Origin of the sequence: Faecalibacterium sp. Marseille-P9312, assembly GCF_902497445.1 — a bacterium.
GTDB classification, from domain to species: domain Bacteria; phylum Bacillota; class Clostridia; order Oscillospirales; family Ruminococcaceae; genus Faecalibacterium; species Faecalibacterium longum.
The window spans coordinates 136,458-153,442 of the sequence record NZ_CABVEW010000006.1 but is presented as its reverse complement, the minus strand read 5'-3'; the positions used below and the strand labels follow the sequence as shown (position 1 = coordinate 153,442).

At 61.5% G+C, this 16,985-nt stretch carries 14 protein-coding genes; 7 read left to right on the top strand and 7 right to left on the bottom strand.

Features of this window, described 5'->3' with window-relative positions; genetic code table 11:
* Positions 1 to 295 precede the first annotated feature (295 nt).
* Genes rmuC through F3G95_RS06540 form a run of 3 tightly spaced genes read right to left on the bottom strand, consistent with a single transcriptional unit; the run spans position 296 to position 4,210 of the window.
* Positions 296 to 1,654: a DNA recombination protein RmuC gene (rmuC, locus tag F3G95_RS06550; protein WP_149794309.1), complete on the bottom strand. Its 1,359-nt coding sequence runs from the start codon at positions 1,652 to 1,654 to the stop codon at positions 296 to 298.
* A complete protein-coding gene (locus F3G95_RS06545) occupies positions 1,655 to 3,139 on the bottom strand; it encodes a transglutaminase-like domain-containing protein (RefSeq protein ID WP_149794308.1) in 1,485 nt (494 codons plus the stop codon). It lies immediately after the preceding gene.
* Between the two features lie 15 nt (positions 3,140 to 3,154).
* Positions 3,155 to 4,210, bottom strand: a complete 1,056-nt coding sequence (locus tag F3G95_RS06540; protein ID WP_188117521.1) for an alpha/beta hydrolase — start codon at positions 4,208 to 4,210, stop codon at positions 3,155 to 3,157.
* A 146-nt stretch (positions 4,211 to 4,356) separates the two neighbouring features.
* Between F3G95_RS06540 and F3G95_RS06535 the strand changes: the two genes are divergently transcribed.
* Both F3G95_RS06535 and F3G95_RS06530 read left to right on the top strand, forming a co-directional pair.
* Positions 4,357 to 5,154, top strand: a complete 798-nt coding sequence (locus tag F3G95_RS06535; RefSeq protein ID WP_149794306.1) for a histidinol-phosphatase — start codon at positions 4,357 to 4,359, stop codon at positions 5,152 to 5,154.
* A 91-nt stretch (positions 5,155 to 5,245) separates the two neighbouring features.
* A complete protein-coding gene (locus F3G95_RS06530) occupies positions 5,246 to 5,764 on the top strand; it encodes a GNAT family N-acetyltransferase (RefSeq protein ID WP_149794305.1) in 519 nt (172 codons plus the stop codon).
* A 56-nt stretch (positions 5,765 to 5,820) separates the two neighbouring features.
* Here the strand turns inward: F3G95_RS06530 and F3G95_RS06525 are convergent, their stop codons facing one another.
* The 3 genes from F3G95_RS06525 to F3G95_RS06515 all read right to left on the bottom strand — a co-directional run bounded on the left by F3G95_RS06525 (position 5,821) and on the right by F3G95_RS06515 (position 7,976).
* On the bottom strand, positions 5,821 to 6,336 hold the full coding sequence (locus F3G95_RS06525; protein WP_149794304.1) for an HD family phosphohydrolase: 516 nt from the start codon (positions 6,334 to 6,336) through the stop codon (positions 5,821 to 5,823).
* Between the two features lie 332 nt (positions 6,337 to 6,668).
* Entirely contained in the window at positions 6,669 to 7,094 is a 426-nt protein-coding gene (locus F3G95_RS06520) for a hypothetical protein (protein ID WP_149794303.1), read from the bottom strand.
* A 102-nt stretch (positions 7,095 to 7,196) separates the two neighbouring features.
* The gene (locus F3G95_RS06515) at positions 7,197 to 7,976 is read right to left on the bottom strand and encodes an alpha/beta hydrolase (protein ID WP_149794302.1); all 780 of its coding nucleotides are present in this window, start codon (positions 7,974 to 7,976) and stop codon (positions 7,197 to 7,199) included.
* Positions 7,977 to 8,271: 295 nt separating this feature from the next.
* Here F3G95_RS06515 and htpG point away from each other — a divergent pair, with 295 nt between their 5' ends.
* From htpG to galT, 3 genes are all read left to right on the top strand, one after another.
* On the top strand, positions 8,272 to 10,200 hold the full coding sequence (gene htpG / locus F3G95_RS06510; protein WP_149794301.1) for a molecular chaperone HtpG: 1,929 nt from the start codon (positions 8,272 to 8,274) through the stop codon (positions 10,198 to 10,200).
* A gap of 588 nt (positions 10,201 to 10,788) precedes the next feature.
* Positions 10,789 to 12,075 (top strand): galactokinase family protein, encoded by a 1,287-nt coding sequence (locus F3G95_RS06505; protein ID WP_149794300.1) that lies wholly within the window; start codon positions 10,789 to 10,791, stop codon positions 12,073 to 12,075.
* Positions 12,072 to 13,568 (top strand): UDP-glucose--hexose-1-phosphate uridylyltransferase, encoded by a 1,497-nt coding sequence (gene galT / locus F3G95_RS06500; RefSeq protein ID WP_149794299.1) that lies wholly within the window; start codon positions 12,072 to 12,074, stop codon positions 13,566 to 13,568. The genes F3G95_RS06505 and galT overlap by 4 nt, the downstream gene beginning before the upstream one ends.
* 46 nt (positions 13,569 to 13,614) lie before the next feature.
* On the opposite strand, the gene F3G95_RS06495 is transcribed toward galT, so the two are convergent.
* A complete protein-coding gene (locus F3G95_RS06495; protein ID WP_149794298.1) occupies positions 13,615 to 14,442 on the bottom strand; it encodes an RNA methyltransferase in 828 nt (275 codons plus the stop codon).
* A gap of 204 nt (positions 14,443 to 14,646) precedes the next feature.
* On the opposite strand from F3G95_RS06495, the gene F3G95_RS06490 reads away from it, so the two are divergent.
* Complete coding sequence (locus F3G95_RS06490) at positions 14,647 to 15,369, top strand: YoaK family protein (RefSeq protein WP_149794297.1); 723 nt, start codon at positions 14,647 to 14,649, stop codon at positions 15,367 to 15,369.
* A 113-nt stretch (positions 15,370 to 15,482) separates the two neighbouring features.
* Positions 15,483 to 16,973, top strand: coding sequence for a DUF1846 domain-containing protein (locus tag F3G95_RS06485; RefSeq protein ID WP_149794296.1), 1,491 nt, complete (start codon positions 15,483 to 15,485; stop codon positions 16,971 to 16,973).
* The last annotated feature ends 12 nt before the right edge of the window (positions 16,974 to 16,985 follow it).

Here is a 16,985-nt window from a genome sequence, read left to right as displayed (position 1 = left end):
AGCACATTTCCTCTCTGTTATTGGTGTGTATGGTCTGCCATGGCCGGCAATTATTTTAAGAATCGTCTCAGTATAGCACAGTCTGCCGTCTTCGTCAACTATTTATCAGGCCGGATGGCCGAATGACGTTCTACTGCGGTAGATTATGTGGCAAAGTGACAAAATAATAATATAGATACGTTATATTTCCCCACTTTGCCAACTTGGCAAAGTGCTCATATCTGGCAAAGTGGTCAGTTTGCCAGCTCAGGCCAGTTTGCCACCCTGGCAAAGTGCACTTTTGACCGTCACTACGTCAATATTCTCCCACTTTGCCAGATGTCTCGCTGGTCTCAGAGAGTGCTTTCGGCAGCTCGTTCATATCGTCTATCTCCAAGAGGGCGCTGGCGCTGGCCTCGTCGAGGCTCTGGACGCTGCGCAGCTTCCGGCTGATGGCCCGGCTGCGGACGCCGATGAGCTGGTCCAGCTCTTCGTCGGTCTGGCGCAGACGCTGCTGCATCTTGGCGAGGCCCTGCCCGAACTTGTCGAACTCCGTCTTCACCGCGCCCAGCAGCTGCCAGACCTCGCCAGAGCGCTTCTGGATGGCGAGGGTCTTAAAGCCCATCTGCAGGCTGTTCAGCAGGGCCGCCATGGTGCTGGGGCCTGCCACGTTGACCTGATAGTCCCGCTGCAAGACCTCCAGCAGCCCCGCGTTCACCACCTCGGCATACAGGCCCTCAAAGGGCAGGAACAGGATGCCGAACGCCGTGGTATAGGGCGGCTCGACGTACTTTTCCCGGATGTCTCTGGCCTCGCTGCGGAGCACCAGCTCGAGGGCATGGCGGGCATCCTCCACGGCCTGCGCGTCGCCGGAAGCGTAGGCGTCCTGCAAGTGGGCGTAGGTGTCACCGGGGAACTTGGAGTCGATGGGGAGCCAGACGCTGCCGCCGTCAGCACCCGGCATCCGGATGGCGTATTCCACCCGCTGGGTGCTGCCCGGGATGGTGGCCACGTTGGTGTTATACTGCTCCGGGGCGAGGATCTCTTCCAGGATCGCGCCCAGCTGGATCTCGCCGAGGATGCCGCGGGTCTTGACGCCCGAGAGCACCTGCTTCAGGCCGCCCACGTCGGCGGCGAGGGACTGCATCTCGCCAAGGCCCTTGTACACCTGCTCGAGCTGCTGGTTGACGGCCTTGAAGCTTTCCGTCACCCGCTTCTGCAAAGCGTCCTGAAGCTGCTCGTCCACCGTGTGGCGTATCTCGTCCAGCTTGCGGGTGTTCTCAGCCTGCAATGCCGTCATGCTCTCGACCATGGCGCGGCGCAGCTGCTCCATCTGCTGGTTGTTGGCATGCTCGAGGCTCTGCAGACGCCGCTCCAGAATGCGCTGCTGGCTGTCCTGTCCCTGACCGAGGGTGGTGCTCATGCTCTGCACAGCCGTCTGCAGCGTCTCGCTGACGCTGCGGATGGCGGCGTAGTTCTGCTGGGCGATGGCGTCCTGACGGGCGTTGAACTCTTTGGCCTGAGCGGCCAGCTGCTCTTCGAGCCAGTCTTTCAGCTCTTCGCAGTCGGCTTCGTCCAACCCGCCGGTGGGGCGTCCGCTGCGGAAGAGCAGCACCGCCATCATCAGGCAGATGGCCACCAGCAGGACGGTATACAGCATTGCGAGAAATTCCATTTATTCTACTTCCTCAAACTTCAAAACTTCTTTGGTGGTCACGGTATCGTCACCGTACAGGCCCACGCCGTCGGCCTCCATCTCGCCGCTCTGGTTGTCGTAGGGGTCGCTGCGGAAGCCCAGCATCGGCGGGTCGAAGGGCGCTTCAAAGGCGCTGTTTGCCACCATGCGGCCCGTATCCAGACTGCCGAAATAGTGGCGGCGGAGCACTTCATCGCCCCGGCGGGCCATGGAGGCACCGTAGGAGCAGTCGGCATACATCCAGCCCTTGGGGGCGACGTAGAACCGCGCCCAGTCGTGACAGCCCGCATCCCCCGGGGCCACTGCAAAGCCGCTCTCCCACCGGGCCGGGATGCCCGCGATGCGGCAGAGGGTGATGAAGGTCAGCGCCATGATGCCGCAGTCTCCCCGGCGGCTGCGGGCGCAGTTCTCGGCGATGGACTCATGGACGAAATAGGACGGCTGGAAGTGATACCGGACGTTCAGGGTGACATAATCGTAGATGCGCTTCGCCTTCTCCGCCGGGCTGGCGATGCCCTCGGTGAGCTGAGCCGCCAGCGCCCGCAGGTAGGGCGTAAAGACGATGTGGGGCGCTTCCTCGCCGGTGTAGAAGTCCGGCTGCTCCGGGTCGGGCGTGAAGGAAAGCGGGTCGGCATAGACTGCCGTCTCCCGGTAGCTGTACTCGGCCCCGAAGGTGCGGTTCTCGGTCAGGTCGGCCTCCCAGCAGACGGTGCGCTGGGGCGCGTCCTCGGCGGCGATATGGGCGGGCGTCTCGGTGAAGCGGTCCAGCGTGATATGGCTCTGGGACGGGCAAGCGGCAGGCAGGGCCAGCCATGCCCGGACGTGGACGGCATCTCTGCCCTCGGCTTTCGCCTTTTCCAGCGCGGCGGCGAAGGCTTCGTCGGACATCCGGATGCTGGTGCGGAGGGTGATGTCGGCGCTGGCGCTCCCCTCCCGCTCCATCTTCTCGTGGAGGCGGTGGCGCTCTTCGTTCTTGTTGTTGGGGGCATCCGGCGTCAGCTTCCGGGCGGCGAGGTCGGCGTGGGTGGCCAGCAGCGTCTCGGCGAACCGGGCCTGATACCGCTTCTCCCCTTCCACGAACCGCCAGTCCATCCGGCCCTCCCAGTCGAGCTTCTTAAATTCCTCTGCGGTGAAGTCCCTGACCCGCTCCTGCATCCGGGCGATGGCCTCGGCTTCCGTCCAGCAGTATTCCCCGGGCAGCCGGCGCATGATCTCCTTCTGGACAGTCAGGGCCTCCCGCAGGGCGTCCACACCGTGGGGCGTGGGGTTCTCGGGCGGGACATACCCCTCCGGCGGGGCGATGCCGTTGGATGCCGGGCCGTTCTGGGTCTTTGTCCAGTCCTCGGCCAGCAGCCGGTCGATGCGGGCGATGGCCTCTTGATAATATCCGGCCGCTTTCAGCCGGGCGATGTCGTCGGGCAGGCCCACATTCAGGCTGCGGACAGCTTCATTCCAGTCGTACATATTCTTTTCCCCCTGTTATTCCGAAACGCTCTGCCAGAACTCGGCAGCACGTTCCACCCAGCCTTCGGCATCCGTCCCCACGCCGATGCCGATGCCATGTTTGGCGTTGTCGTAAACTTCCACCCGGTTGGGGACGCCGCTGGCTTCCAGTGCCTTTGCAAGGGTCGGCCCCTGCAGGGGGTAGACGAAGGCTTTCAGCATGGTGTCATTCCTGCCGTACCACAGGAAGGTGGGCGGATAGTCCGGCGTCACGAGCTTCGAGACGGTGTAGGAATAGTAGCGTCTTTCCAGCCGATCGGTATCCATCAGGAGATGGTAGGCAGGCTTTGCCCCAAGGAAGTTGTTGATGGGGTAGACCAGCAGCAATACGCCGGGCTTCGGCACACCGTAGCGGCCCCAGCCCTTTTCCTCATTGCCAAAGACGCCTGCGATCTGTCCGCCGGAGGAGTAGCCCAGCAGGGCGTAGTCTTCCGTAGAGACGCCGAAGGTGTCGGCATTGTCCATCACGAAGCGGATGGCCCGGGCCAGGTCTTCCAGCGGAGCGTCGTCCCCGGCCTCCCATCCGATGCGGTAGCGCAGCGAGAAGACGGCATAGCCCTGCTCGTGCAGCTCCCACGCCGTGGACACGCCGCCCCGCAGCTCGCCGCTGTAGTAGAGCGCGTTGCCCGACAGCACGATGGCAAACTTAGCCCCCGGCTGCTGGGCCGGGCAGTAATACAGCTCCGCATGAGCGCGGGCAGGCACGGCGGCGATCTCCTCTTCCGAATAGAGCGGATAGGTCACCCGGGTGCCGTCGTGGTAGACCTGCGCCAGATAGTTGAGGCCCGCTGCGCAGGCTTCGGCGGAGGTCTTGCCGACCACCTCGGTCAGCGTCTCGTCGTCGCGGCTGGTGGAGAGCTTTTCGCAGTCCCGCTCCCACACATAGGTGTATGTATAGAGGCCGCTGGCCTTGATGTCGGGGTCGTCGCGTATCTCCTTCATGGTGGTCTGGGGGGTAATGCTGGCTGCTGAGGCCGGGACGGCGAGGACACCGAGCATCAGCACAGCGGCAGCGATTCGTTTCCAATCCATCTTCATTTCTCCTTTTTCAGAGCAGCCTTCATTGCATTTTTCGGCAAAGAGGTCTATAATAGTCCCTGCCCCAAACGGGTATATATTCTATTGTATCACAACGGTGATGATTGTCAAAAAATTTCTGCCCGGGAGGGAGCCTTGTCATGCTGACCAATTACCACACCCACACCACCCGCTGCGGCCACGCCGAAGGCACCGAGGAGGAATACATCCTCACGGCCCTGCGCTGCGGCTACAAGGTGCTGGGGTTTTCCGACCACACCCCCTGGGCCTACGCGACGCCGGGCTTCGTCAGCCGCATCCGGATGCTGCCCTCCCAGCTGGACGATTACGTCCTGACCCTGCGCGGGCTGCGGGAAAAATATGCCGACAAGCTCCACATCCGCATCGGCCTCGAGGCGGAGTATTTCCCGGCCTATCTGGGCTGGCTCAGGGAAGAGACGGAGCGGCTGGACATCGAATATCTCATCCTCGGCTGTCACTACGACACCACCGACGAGCAGGACGCCAGAGCCAGCCGCTTCGGCGGCAGCACCTCCACCGCCCACGGCAGGCGGTATGCCGAACAGGTGGTGGAAGCGCTGGAAACGGGGCTTTACCGGTATCTGGCCCACCCCGACCTCTTTTTGAACCGGGTGACGGCCTTCGACGCCGACGCCGAGAAAGCCTGCCGGGACATCTGTGCCGCAGCGGCGCGGCTGGACATCCCCCTCGAGTACAACATGGCCGGACTGACCCTGCAGGACCGTCCCGACGGCTCTCTGGGCTACACCCGGGACGAGTTCTGGCACATCGCGGCGGAGTACCCCGTCAAGGCCATCGTGGGCTGCGACGCCCACGCCCCCTCGGAGCTGGACGTCGTCCCCGCCATCGAGGAAAAGAAAGCCTTCCTGCACAGCCTGGGCATCCCGGTGCTGGACACCCTGCCGGGGCTGGAATAAGGGGTCATTGCGCGGACAGGCTGCATCTGCTATACTGAGATAAGAGGAATGATGCAGGGCGCATTGGGGCGCTCTGCCGGGGAAGAATATCATGAGCAATATCACCATCCGGCCCATGGAGCCGGAAGACTGGGACGCTGTGTCCAAGATCTATTCAGAGGGCATCGCCACGGAGCACGCCACCTTCCAGACCACCTGCCCGCCCTACACGGCGTGGGACGCCTTTCACATCAAAGAATGCCGCCTCGTCATTCTGGACGGCGGCGAGCTGGCCGGTTGGGCCGCACTGCGGCGGGTAGACCCCCGCTGGTGCTACCGGGGCGTGGCCGAGGTGAGCATCTACGTCGGCGAGAAGTTCCGGGGCCGGGGCCTCGGCTCCCGCCTGCTGACGGCCCTCTGCGAGGAGTCGGAAAAAGAGGGCTACTGGACCTTACACTCCACCGTTTTGCAGGACAACACCGCCAGCCTCGGTCTCCACACGAAGTGCGGCTTCCGGGTGGTGGGGCGGCGGGAGCGCATCGCCCGGGACTGTCATGGCCGCTGGCTGGACACCTACCTGATGGAGCGCCGCGCCAGAGCCGACGAGCCTACGGGGTACAGGAAATTATAAAAAATGAGCTGCTGCACGTTACGTGCAGCAGCTCATTTTCGTATCAGACAAGGCCTTTACCACTCGTTGTCCGCCGCGTCCGTATCGGCCACCCGGGTGCGCTGGAACATGCTTTCCAGCACGGCGCAGTATTTGTCGGCCAGGCAGACGATGACCGCCTCCCGGCAGGTGGGGACATGGCGGAAGGTCAGGGGCCACATATGGCTCGAGATGATGTTCTGCTCTTTTCTGGTGATGGCGAAGCAGCGCTCGGCATTGACGCAGGCAGAGCCGGGATGGGCAAAGCCGTGCATCTCGAACAGGCGGCGCAGGCCCTGGAAAGAGCTGCGCTTGTGCCAGTCGTAGAGATAGAAGTCATGGAGGAAGGCCCCCACGGCCAGCGACGTCTCATCCGCGCCCAGATGGAAGCGGCGGTTGAGCCAGAAGCTCACCAACACCACATTCTTGCAGTGCTGGTAGGTGGTCACATCGCCGTGCTGGATAAATTCCCGCATCCGCTGCACTTCGGGGTGCTGGTCATATTGGGCCAGAATGGCGGTGAGGTGCTGACGCTCCGTATCAGAAAGCTGCATTGGTTCGATTCCTTTCTCTGCAAAAGGCTCTCCCTTTGGGAGAGCTGTCGAGCGAAGCGAGACTGAGAGGGCAAGGGCACTGACGGAGAAGACAGATACAGCGATAGCTTCGCTCTGACAAAGAGACAGCTTATCGCTGTACGAGCCGCTCTATCGCAACAGGCTTGCCCTCTCCGTCATCGCAAGCGATGCCACTGCCCGGGTTGCGGCTCCCAGCGTCTGCTTCGCTGCCGCTCGCATCCTGCTGGCCGCGGCCCCAACAGCTCCTCCCTGTTTCCGCCGCTGGCGGCAGTCGTCGCCGTTGCTCCCAAAGGGAGAGGCTTTCGCCGAGGTTAACTTCTCAGCTGCACCGGGTTGGAATTGCCGAAATTCTCGGCCTCGGTGGGGTTTGTGCGCTTGAGGCTCATATCCACGAGGTACTGCTTGCCGTCGCCCAGCTCCTCGAGCTGTGCCAGTTTTGCCTTGGCGGATGCTTCGTCCGGGTACCACTGGATGAGGAAGAAATTCTCCGCCTCCACGCCGTAATACAGCCACTGGCCGTCGGCCCGGAGCAGGTCGTCCAGATGGTCTACCTCGTCACCGTCGGTCAGGCCGAGACCCTCTTCCGCGTAGACGTTTTCCGGCTCCACCTGCAGCACTTCGATGACCTGAATGGCGCTCTGCAGATATTCGTCCTGAGCGATGCTCTTGTCGGAGAGCTCCCAGCCCGTCAGGAATGCCTGCATCAGCAGGTCTTTGACCGAGATCTTCTTTTCCATGTATGTTTCCTTCTTCCTCGTTTGTTTCCGCTGACCAGTATACGCTCAAATCTTGGGCAGGTCAACCATAAATTTATGAATTTTTTGTAGGAATGTCCAAATTTAACTCAATTTGAACCCAAACGTCTCCCCCAGCCACTCGAGGCAGAGAGCCACCCAATGGGCGCGGTGAGGGTCGGCGGCATCCACTTCGGCGGTACTGATGCTGGTGCCGTGAGCGCCCTTCTCGAACAGATGTGCCTCGCACGGCACGCCCGCCCTCCGCAGGGCGGCCAGCAGGAGAAGCGTGTTCTCCACCGGAACGGTCTTATCCTCCATGGTATGCCAGACGAAGACCGGCGGTGTGTCGGAGGTCACCTTATCCTCCAAGGTGAACACCTGCTGTGCGGCAGCATCCTCGCTGCCCGCCAGCTGGACGAAGCTGCCCCGGTGGGCAAACTCCCCTGCCGTGATGACCGGGTAGCCCAGGATCACTGCATTGGGCCTCTGCTGGGCCGTCTCGCCCGGAATGTCCAGCACCGCGCCGGACAGGGCCAGATGTCCGCCCGCCGAGAAGCCGCAGACGGCGATCTTATCCGGCAGGATGTGCCACTCTCCCGCATTCTGCCGCAGCAGAGCCAGCGCTTCGTTCAACTGTCGGAGAGGCCGGTAGTCCTGCGCCCCCTCCCCCACGCTGTAGGTCAGCACGGCGGTGTGATAACCCGCCGCCGCAAACTGCAGGGCCACCGGGTCGCCCTCCCGGGGGCTGACATGGTTGTAGCCGCCGCCCGGCACCACCAGCACCAAAGGCCGCTGCTTCACGGCGGGCATGGCGTCCAGCGACGCCCGCAGGGAAACCGTCAGCACACCGCCGCCTGCAAGTTCCAGCTCTATCTGCTGCATCTTTCATCCTCCTTATAAACAGGTCTGTCATTCCGGCCCATTATACGGCTTTGGCGCGGGAAAGTAAAGGCGGCTTTGGCCCCGAAAGGAAAGTTTTTTGAACTTTTTATGAAACCCCTTGATTTTTGTCTCTCAGCGGTGTATATTAGCACTCGAAAGTTATGAGTGCTAAGTTTTCACGAGTGGTTTTCCGCTCCGTGTGCCGGCACTCTCCACAGGCAGATCCTGATGCGACACGCGCCCGGGCAGTTCCGCCGCCGGGACGCTAAAATCTGATAAAAAGAGGTTTTGTATTATGGCGAAAAAAGAATTTCAGGCCGAGAGCAAAAAGCTGATGGACATGATGATCAACTCCATCTACACCAACAAGGAAATTTTCCTGCGTGAGCTGATCTCCAACGCTTCGGACGCCATCGACAAGCTGTATTATAAGAGCCTGACCGACACTTCCGTCGGCATGAACAAAGGCGATTTCCGCATCCTGCTCACCCGCGACAAGGACAGCCGCATCCTGACCATCTCCGATAACGGCATCGGCATGACCCGGGAAGAGCTGGAGCAGAACCTCGGCACCATCGCCCACTCCGGCTCCCTCGACTTCAAGAAGGACAACCAGGACGAGAACATCGACATCATCGGTCAGTTCGGTGTCGGCTTCTACTCTGCCTTCATGGTGGCCGACAAAGTGACGGTCATCTCCAAGGCTTACGGCTCCGACGAGGCCTGGCAGTGGGAGTCCAGCGGTGCTGACGGCTATGAGCTTGAGCCTGCTGAGAAGGAGACTGCCGGTACCGACATCATCCTCCACATCAAGCCCGACACGGAGACCGACAACTACGACAACTTCCTCGACGAGTACGGCATCGTGGCCATCGTCAAGAAGTACAGCGACTATGTGCGCTACCCCATCCAGATGGAACGGGAGAAGAGCCGTCAGAAGCCCGAACCCGACCCCAAGCCCGACGACTACAAGCCCGAGTGGGAGACCTACACCGAGCTGGAAACTCTGAACAGCATGGTGCCTATCTGGAAGAAGCAGAAGAGCGAAGTCACCGACGAGGAGTACGCAAACTTCTACAAGGATAAGTTCAGCGACTACGCTGACCCCGCCCGCGTCATCGTGAGCCGCACCGAGGGTACTGCAAACTATAACGCCCTGCTCTTCGTGCCCAGCCACCGCCCCTATGACTTCTACACCAAGGACTACGAAAAGGGTCTGGCTCTGTACGCATCCGGCGTCCTCATCATGGAGAAGTGCGCCGACCTGCTGCCCGACTACTTCAGCTTCGTCAAGGGCATCGTGGACAGCCAGGACCTGAGTCTGAACATCAGCCGTGAGATGCTGCAGAAGGACAATCAGCTCAAGCTCATCCACAACGCTCTGGAAAAGAAGATCAAGAACGAGCTCCACGCCATGCTGGCCAACGACCGCGAGAAGTACGAGAGCTTCTGGAAGGAGTTTGGCCGTCAGCTGAAGTTCGGCGCATACTCCGACTACGGGATGCACGCCGAGCTGCTGCGCGACCTGCTGCTGTTCTGGTCTGCCAAGGAGCAGAAGATGGTCACTCTGCAGGAGTACGTGGACAAGATGCCCGCCGAGCAGAAGTACATCTACTTCGCCGCCGGTGACTCCACCGACCGTCTGGCAAAGCTGCCTGCCGCTGAGCTGGTCATGGACAAGGGCTATGACGTCCTGCTCCTGACCGAGGATGTGGATGAGTTCTGCCTGCAGATCATGCGCACCTATCCCCGCAAGGATGCCGAGGGCAAGGACGGCACCGTCGAGTTCAAGAACGTCAACAGCGGCGATCTGGGCCTTGAGACCGAGGACGAGAAGAAGGCCGCCGAAGAGGCTACCACCGCCAACAAGGCTCTGTTTGACGCCATGAAGGACGCTCTGGACGGCAAGGTCAAGGAGGTCAAAGTCTCCACCCGCCTGAAGGACCACCCCGTCTGCCTGTCCGCCGACGGCCCGCTGTCCATCGAGATGGAGAAGGTGCTCTCCAAGCAGCCCGGCAGTGAGGGCGTCAAGAGCGACAAGGTGCTGGAGCTGAACGTCAACCACCCCGTCTTCGCTGCGCTGAAAGCCGCACAGGAGGCTGGCGATACCGAGAAGCTCAAGAAGTACAGCGCTCTGCTCTACGCACAGGCACAGCTCATCGAGGGCCTGCCCGTGGATGACCCCGCCGCTTACGCCGAGGCCGTCTGCAGCCTGATGCAGTGATCTTTCCCTGTGTTCCCGGGCCGGAGGGCGCTGCTCCCTCGCCTTCCGCCTGACATCATAATTTTCTTCCCTTAACAAGAAGGCCGCGCTCCGCTGGAAAAGTGGATCGCGGCCTTTTCTTTTGCACTGCCCGCCGCAGTAAGGTTTCTCCATATCGCGGCCCGCTCCCCCGCCGGGACGCGGCAGCGGGAAGTTTTGGCGCAGTTACACAATGCTTTCCCGGTTCTGAAAAAACTTTTGTCTCAGTTGTAATTTATCCGAGATTTTTATTTTGCATCCCTGCCGGACAGCCCCGGCGGGGATTTTTTGCAACTTTTCATTGAGATGCAACAATAACACATGGTTTTTTCCGGACAAATCCTTTACTATAGGATTAGAAGCGGGTTCTGTTGAATGTATTAACCTCTCAGTCTCGCTCACGCTCGACAGCTCCCCTACCGAGGGGAGCCTCTGGCGAAGAGATAAAGCTTTACGAAATGCCAAAGCCTCCCCTCGTTAGGGGAGGTGGCACGCCGTAGGCGTGACGGAGAGGTTTTCCAGCACCACCCAACAAAATTAAAAGTATCTGTCTGTCAGGAGGAAGATTCCATGATGAAGTCCATTCCCGTATGGAAGCAGGAGCTGTCCGACGGCGTCCACGCCGCACGCCTCGCCTCCCTGTATTGCTGTTCTCCCGCTGAGACGGCCTCCGAAGCCGCCCGTTACACCGCTGTGCTGGATGGGCTGGAAAAGACCTTCGGCTCCCACGCTGAGGCCGGCCTTTACAGCGCACCGGGCCGCACCGAGATCGGCGGCAATCACACCGACCATCAGCATGGCCGGGTGCTGGCCGGCAGCGTGAACATCGACATGATCGCCGCCGCAGCCCCCAACGACAAGAACCAGCTCCGCGTCCAGAGCGAGGGCTATGATCTGTGCGTCATTGATCTGAATGACCTCGAGGCCCGCAAAGAAGAGGAGAACACCACCGCCGCCCTGCTGCGCGGCGAGTGCGCCGCCTTCACCCAGCGGGGCGCAAAGCTGGCCGGTCTGGACATTTACATCTCTTCCAACGTGCCGAAGGGCAGCGGTGTCTCCTCTTCTGCCGCCTTTGAGGTGCTCATCGGCGTCATCCTGAACGACTGCTTCATGGCCGAGAAGGTCTCCCCCATCGCCATCGCGCAGATCGGCCAGTGGGCTGAGAACGTCTACTTCGGCAAGCCCTGCGGCCTGATGGACCAGATGGCTTCCAGCGTGGGCAACATCATCACCATCGACTTCGCCAGCCCCGCAAAGCCTGTCGTGGAACCGGTGGCTGTGGACTTCTCCAAGGCTGGTCTGGCCCTCTGCATCCTCGACTCCGGCGCAGACCACGCCGACCTGACCGACGAGTACGCCGCCATCCCGGCTGAGTGCCGCGCCGTGGCCGCTGTCTGCGGCGGCGAGGTGCTGCGGGATGTGCCGTTCGAGACCTTCCTTGCAAAGCTGCCCGAATGCCGCAGGCAGTGCGGCGACCGCGCCGTCCTCCGCGCCTTCCACGTCTACGCCGACAATGACCGTGTGGCAAAGCAGGTGGCCGCACTCCACGATGGCGACTTCGACACCTTCCTCTGCCTCGTGAACGAGTCCGGCCGCAGCAGCTGGGAATATCTGCAGAACGTCATCCCCGCAGGCTACAAGGAGCATCAGGAAGTGGGCGTGACCATCGCTGCCGCCAAGCATCTGCTGGGCGATAAGGGCGCTGTCCGCGTCCACGGCGGCGGTTTCGCCGGCACGGTGCAGGCTTTCGTGCCTGTGGAGATGCTGGACGAGTTCAAGGCCGGTATGGAAGCCATCCTCGGCGAGGGCCGCTGCCACGTCCTGTCCATCCGTCCGGAAGGAGGTGCTGTCCTGTGATCTCCACTGCCATCCAGCAGCTCGTCAACTACGGTCTGGACACCGGCCTCATCCTGCCTGACGACGAGATCTACATCCGCAACCAGCTGCTCATGACCATGCAGCTCGACAGCTTCACAGAGCCGGAGGGCGACGTCTGCTACGCCGACCTCGAGAGCATTCTGAAAACGCTGGTGGACGATGCCGTCGCCCGGGGCGTCTGCGACGACAGCCCCACGGCCCGCGACCTCTTCGATACCCGGCTCATGGGTGTGCTGACGCCCCGCCCCAGCATCGTCCGCGCCAACTTCGAAGAGCGGTACGAGACCGACGGCCCCCAGGCCGCCACCGACTGGTTCTACAAGTTCAGCCAGGACACCGATTACATCCGCCGCTACCGCATCAAGCGGGACGTCAAGTGGGTCACCAAGACCCCCTACGGCGACCTCGACATCACCATCAACCTGTCGAAGCCCGAAAAAGACCCCAAAGCCATCGCAGCCGCAAAGCTGGCTCCTCAGAGCGCCTACCCCAAGTGCCAGCTCTGCGTGGAGAACGAGGGCTATGCCGGCCGGCTGAACCATCCCGCCCGGGAAAATCACCGCATCATCCCGCTGACCATCAACGACAGTGCGTGGAATTTCCAGTACAGCCCCTATGTCTACTACAATGAGCACTGCATCGTCTTTAACAGCCAGCACACCCCCATGAAGATCGAGCGTGCCACCTTCCGCAAGCTGCTGGACTTCGTGGCCCTCTTCCCCCACTACTTCGTGGGCAGCAACGCCGACCTGCCCATCGTGGGCGGCAGCATCCTGAGCCACGACCACTTCCAGGGCGGCCATTACGAGTTCGCCATGGCCAAAGCGCCCATCGAGAAGAAGTGGGTCTTCCCCGGCTTTGAGGACGTGGACGCCGGCATCGTCCACTGGCCCATGAGCTGCATCCGCCTGACCTGCGCCGACGACGAACGCCTTGTGGAGCTGGCCGATCAGATTTTGACCGCATGGCGGGGCTACACCGACGAGAGCTGCTTTGTCTACGCCGAGACCGACGGCGAACCCCACAACACCATCACCCCCATCGCCCGGATGCGGGACGGCAAGTTCCAGCTGGATCTGGTGCTGCGCAACAACATCACCACGCCGGAGCATCCGCTGGGCGTCTATCACCCCCACGCAAAGCTCCACCACATCAAGAAGGAGAACATCGGCCTCATCGAGGTCATGGGTCTGGCCGTTCTGCCCAGCCGCCTGAAGCAGGAGCTCTTTGACCTGGCCGACCTGCTGGTGGCCCGGGCTCCCACCGCCGGGTACCCCGAGGCCCTGCAGAAGCACGCGGAGTGGGCTCAGGACATCCTGGACCGCCACCCCGAGCTGAACGCCGATAACGTCCATCTGATCCTGCAGGACGAGGTGGGCCATGTGTTTGCCGAAGTCCTCGCAGACGCCGGCGTCTACAAGATGGATGAGGCTGGCCGTGCCGGCTTTGAGCGATTCTTAGCAAGTATCTGAGCATAAAAAGGAATGCCTCCCCGGCGGGGAGGCATTCCTTTTTCGTTTATTGTTTGCCCAGCTGCCAGAACGCAACGGCGCTGGCGGCGGCGACATTCAGCGAATCCACGCCGTGGGACATGGGGATCTTGACCGTGTAGTCGCAGGAAGCGATGGTACCGGCGGCGAGGCCGTCGCCCTCAGTGCCAAGCACGATGGCAAGCTTCGGCTCTTTCGCAAGCTGCTCGTCGTCGATGCTCACCGAGCGGTCGCTGAGGGCCATCGCGGCGGTCTTGAAGCCGAGGGAGTGGAGGATGTCCATCCCCTTCTCCGGCCAGTCTGCCGGGGTCTCGCCCAGCTGCCCCCAGGGCACCTGGAATACCGTACCCATGCTGACGCGGACGGCGCGGCGGCAGAGCGGGTCGCAGCAGGAAGGGTTGATGAGGACAGCGTCCATGTTCAGTGCCGCCGCCGAGCGGAAGATGGCGCCCACATTGGTGGAGTCCACGATGCCCTCCAGCACGGCCACCCGGCGGGCGTTTTTGCAGAGCTCCTCCACCGGGCGGGGTGCCGGGCGGTGGAAGGCGCAGAGGACGCCCCGGGTCAGCTCAAAGCCGGTGAGCTCTGCCAGCATCTCCCGATCTGCCGTGTACACCGGCGCGTCGCCGCAGCGGCTCAGGATGCCCGCTGCCGGGCCGGTGATCTGCTTGCGCTCCATCAGCAGGGACACGGGCTTGTAGCCTGCGTCCAGCGCCCGGTCGATGACCTTGGGGCTCTCGGCGATGAAGATGCCTTTCTCCGGCTCGAGGCGATTGCGCAGCTGGTTCTGGGTCAGCCGGGCATAAGGGTCCAGCTCGGGTGCGTGGAAATCCGTGATCTCGATGATATTGGGCATACAGAAAGCCCCTCCTTCTCCTGAAAAAAGCTGTTTTATGTATTCTACCACAGTCTGCGCCGCATTGCAAAACAAAGCGCATCCTGCGATACCCGCCCGGAATCGTCATTATCTATAAAAAATATGGCACGGTTTTTGACAAAACGCCGGTTTTGCGCTATAGTATGGCATGGAATTATTTTCTGGATACAAGGAGGAGCTTTTATGCCATCTCTCAAACCTCACGGACAGATGTCCGAAGCTTTTATCACCGCCCTGTTTCTCTCCGTCTCGGGCGGCTTACAGGATGTTTACACCTATTTATACCGCGGCAAGGTCTTCGCCAACGCCCAGACCGGCAACATCGTGCTGATGGCCGTCAAGCTGTTTGCGGGCGAGTGGGGCGAGGCACTGCACTACCTGATGCCCCTTTGTGCCTTTGCACTGGGCATTTTTGTGGCCGAGTTCATCCGCCTCAAGCTCAAGCGGATGCAGTGGCTCCACTGGCGTCAGCTGGTGGTGCTGTTCGAGATCCTGCTGCTCTTCGTCGTGGGCTTTTTGCCGCAGGAGCTGAATCTGCTGGCCAACTCCCTCGTTTCCTTCTCCTGCGCCATGCAGGTACAATCCTTCCGCAAGGTGAACGGCTATGCCTTCGCCAGTACCATGTGCATCGGCAATCTGCGCGGCGGCATGGATTCCCTCTGCGCATGGCTGGTGGGCGGCAACACCAAAGCCTTCGGCAAGGCGCTTCACTACTTCGCCATCATCTTCCTGTTCGCGCTGGGTGCCGGCCTCGGCAGCCTTGCTCTGGCTCCCATGGGCAGCCGGGCCATCTGGCTGTCCTGCCTGCTGCTCTTCATCAGCTTCTGCCTGATGTTCCTGAAAGAGGACATCGAGGAGCTGGAAGAATTTGAGCACCTGGAGCACGAGGAAGCTCTCAAAAAATAATTGCGCCGAAGCCTGTCGTATGCTATACTATAGAGTGTTTGTGTGACCTTCCGGCCCGCCGCACCACCGACGTGCCGGAGATGAAGTTGTAGAATCAGGAAGAGGAGCATTCCATGAAAAAAGGCTTTGACAACGCGAAATACCTTCAGATGCAGTCCCAGCACATCCGGGAGCGCATCGCACAGTTCGACAACAAGCTCTACCTCGAGTTTGGCGGCAAGCTGTTCGACGACTACCACGCCTCCCGCGTGCTGCCGGGCTTTGAGCCGGACTCCAAGCTGCAGATGCTGCTGCAGCTCAAGGAGCAGGCCGAGATCGTCATCGTCATCAGCGCGCAGGACATCATCAGCAGCAAGGTGCGCGGCGACTACGGCATCACCTACGACCTCGACGTTCTCCGCCTCATCGACGCCTTCCAGGGCATGGGCCTGTTCGTGGGCAGCGTCTGCGTGACCATGTACACCGCCGCCCCCGAGGTCGAAGCCTTTGAGCACAAGCTGAACAGCGTGGGCGTGCGCACCTTCCGCCACTATAAGATCCCCGGCTACCCCAACGACGTAGCCCGCATCGTCAGCGACGAGGGCTACGGCAAGAACGACTACATCGAGACCCAGCGTCCCCTCGTCGTCATCACGGCCCCCGGCCCCGGCAGCGGCAAGATGGCCACCTGCCTGTCCCAGCTCTACCACGAGCACAAGCGGGGCGTCAAGGCCGGTTATGCCAAGTTCGAGACCTTCCCCATCTGGAACCTGCCCCTCAAGCACCCGGTCAACCTCGCCTACGAGGCCGCTACCGCCGACCTGAACGACGTGAACATGATCGACCCCTTCCATCTGGAGGCCTACGGCGTCACCACCGTCAACTACAACCGCGACATCGAGATCTTCCCGGTGGTCAACGCGATGTTCGAGCTCATCGCGGGCAAGAGCCCCTACAAGTCCCCCACGGATATGGGCGTGAACATGGCCGGCAACTGCATCGTGGACGACGAAGCCTGCCGCGAGGCCTCCCGCAACGAGATCATCCGCCGCTACTTCAAGGCCCTCTGCGACCACAAGACCGGCAAGAACGTGGACAGTGAGATCTTCAAGCTGGAGCTGCTGCTGAATCAGGCCGGTCTGGCTGTCGGCGACCGTGCCGTGGAAAAGCAGGCTCACGCCGTGGCCGAGCGCACCGGCGGCGCACCCGCTGCCGCCATCGAGCTGCCGGACGGCACCGTCGTCACCGGCAAGAACGGTCCCCTGCTGGGCGCAGCCTCTTCTGCCCTGCTCAATGCCCTCAAGAAGCTGGCCGGCATCGACCATGAGATCGACCTGGTCTCCGCCCGCGCCATCGAGCCCACCCAGACCCTCAAGACCAACTCCCTCGGCAGCCGGAATCCCCGCCTGCACACCGATGAGATCCTGATCGCGCTGTCCAGCTCTGCCGCCGAGAATGAGACGGCTGCTGTCGCTCTGCAGCAGCTCTCCAAGCTCAAGGGCTGCGACATGCACTCCACGGTCATCCTGTCCAGCGTGGATACGGACACCATCAAGCGTCTGGGGATGTACCTCACCTGCGAGCCCGCCTATGAGCAGGAAGACCGCAAGTATCACAAGAAATAAGCGCTCCGGCGC

What these genes read in the sequence shown, in the direction of transcription:
- htpG (WP_149794301.1), top strand. Translation starts at nt 8,272, where the DNA reads ATGGCGAAAAAAGAATTTCAGGCCGAGAGCAAAAAGCTGATGGACATG.
- F3G95_RS06540 (WP_188117521.1), bottom strand. Translation starts at nt 4,210, where the DNA reads ATGGATTGGAAACGAATCGCTGCCGCTGTGCTGATGCTCGGTGTCCTC.
- F3G95_RS06505 (WP_149794300.1), top strand. Translation starts at nt 10,789, where the DNA reads ATGATGAAGTCCATTCCCGTATGGAAGCAGGAGCTGTCCGACGGCGTC.
- F3G95_RS06530 (WP_149794305.1), top strand. Translation starts at nt 5,246, where the DNA reads ATGAGCAATATCACCATCCGGCCCATGGAGCCGGAAGACTGGGACGCT.
- F3G95_RS06545 (WP_149794308.1), bottom strand. Translation starts at nt 3,139, where the DNA reads ATGTACGACTGGAATGAAGCTGTCCGCAGCCTGAATGTGGGCCTGCCC.
- F3G95_RS06535 (WP_149794306.1), top strand. Translation starts at nt 4,357, where the DNA reads ATGCTGACCAATTACCACACCCACACCACCCGCTGCGGCCACGCCGAA.
- F3G95_RS06495 (WP_149794298.1), bottom strand. Translation starts at nt 14,442, where the DNA reads ATGCCCAATATCATCGAGATCACGGATTTCCACGCACCCGAGCTGGAC.
- F3G95_RS06490 (WP_149794297.1), top strand. Translation starts at nt 14,647, where the DNA reads ATGCCATCTCTCAAACCTCACGGACAGATGTCCGAAGCTTTTATCACC.
- rmuC (WP_149794309.1), bottom strand. Translation starts at nt 1,654, where the DNA reads ATGGAATTTCTCGCAATGCTGTATACCGTCCTGCTGGTGGCCATCTGC.
- F3G95_RS06485 (WP_149794296.1), top strand. Translation starts at nt 15,483, where the DNA reads ATGAAAAAAGGCTTTGACAACGCGAAATACCTTCAGATGCAGTCCCAG.
- F3G95_RS06525 (WP_149794304.1), bottom strand. Translation starts at nt 6,336, where the DNA reads ATGCAGCTTTCTGATACGGAGCGTCAGCACCTCACCGCCATTCTGGCC.
- F3G95_RS06520 (WP_149794303.1), bottom strand. Translation starts at nt 7,094, where the DNA reads ATGGAAAAGAAGATCTCGGTCAAAGACCTGCTGATGCAGGCATTCCTG.
- F3G95_RS06515 (WP_149794302.1), bottom strand. Translation starts at nt 7,976, where the DNA reads ATGCAGCAGATAGAGCTGGAACTTGCAGGCGGCGGTGTGCTGACGGTT.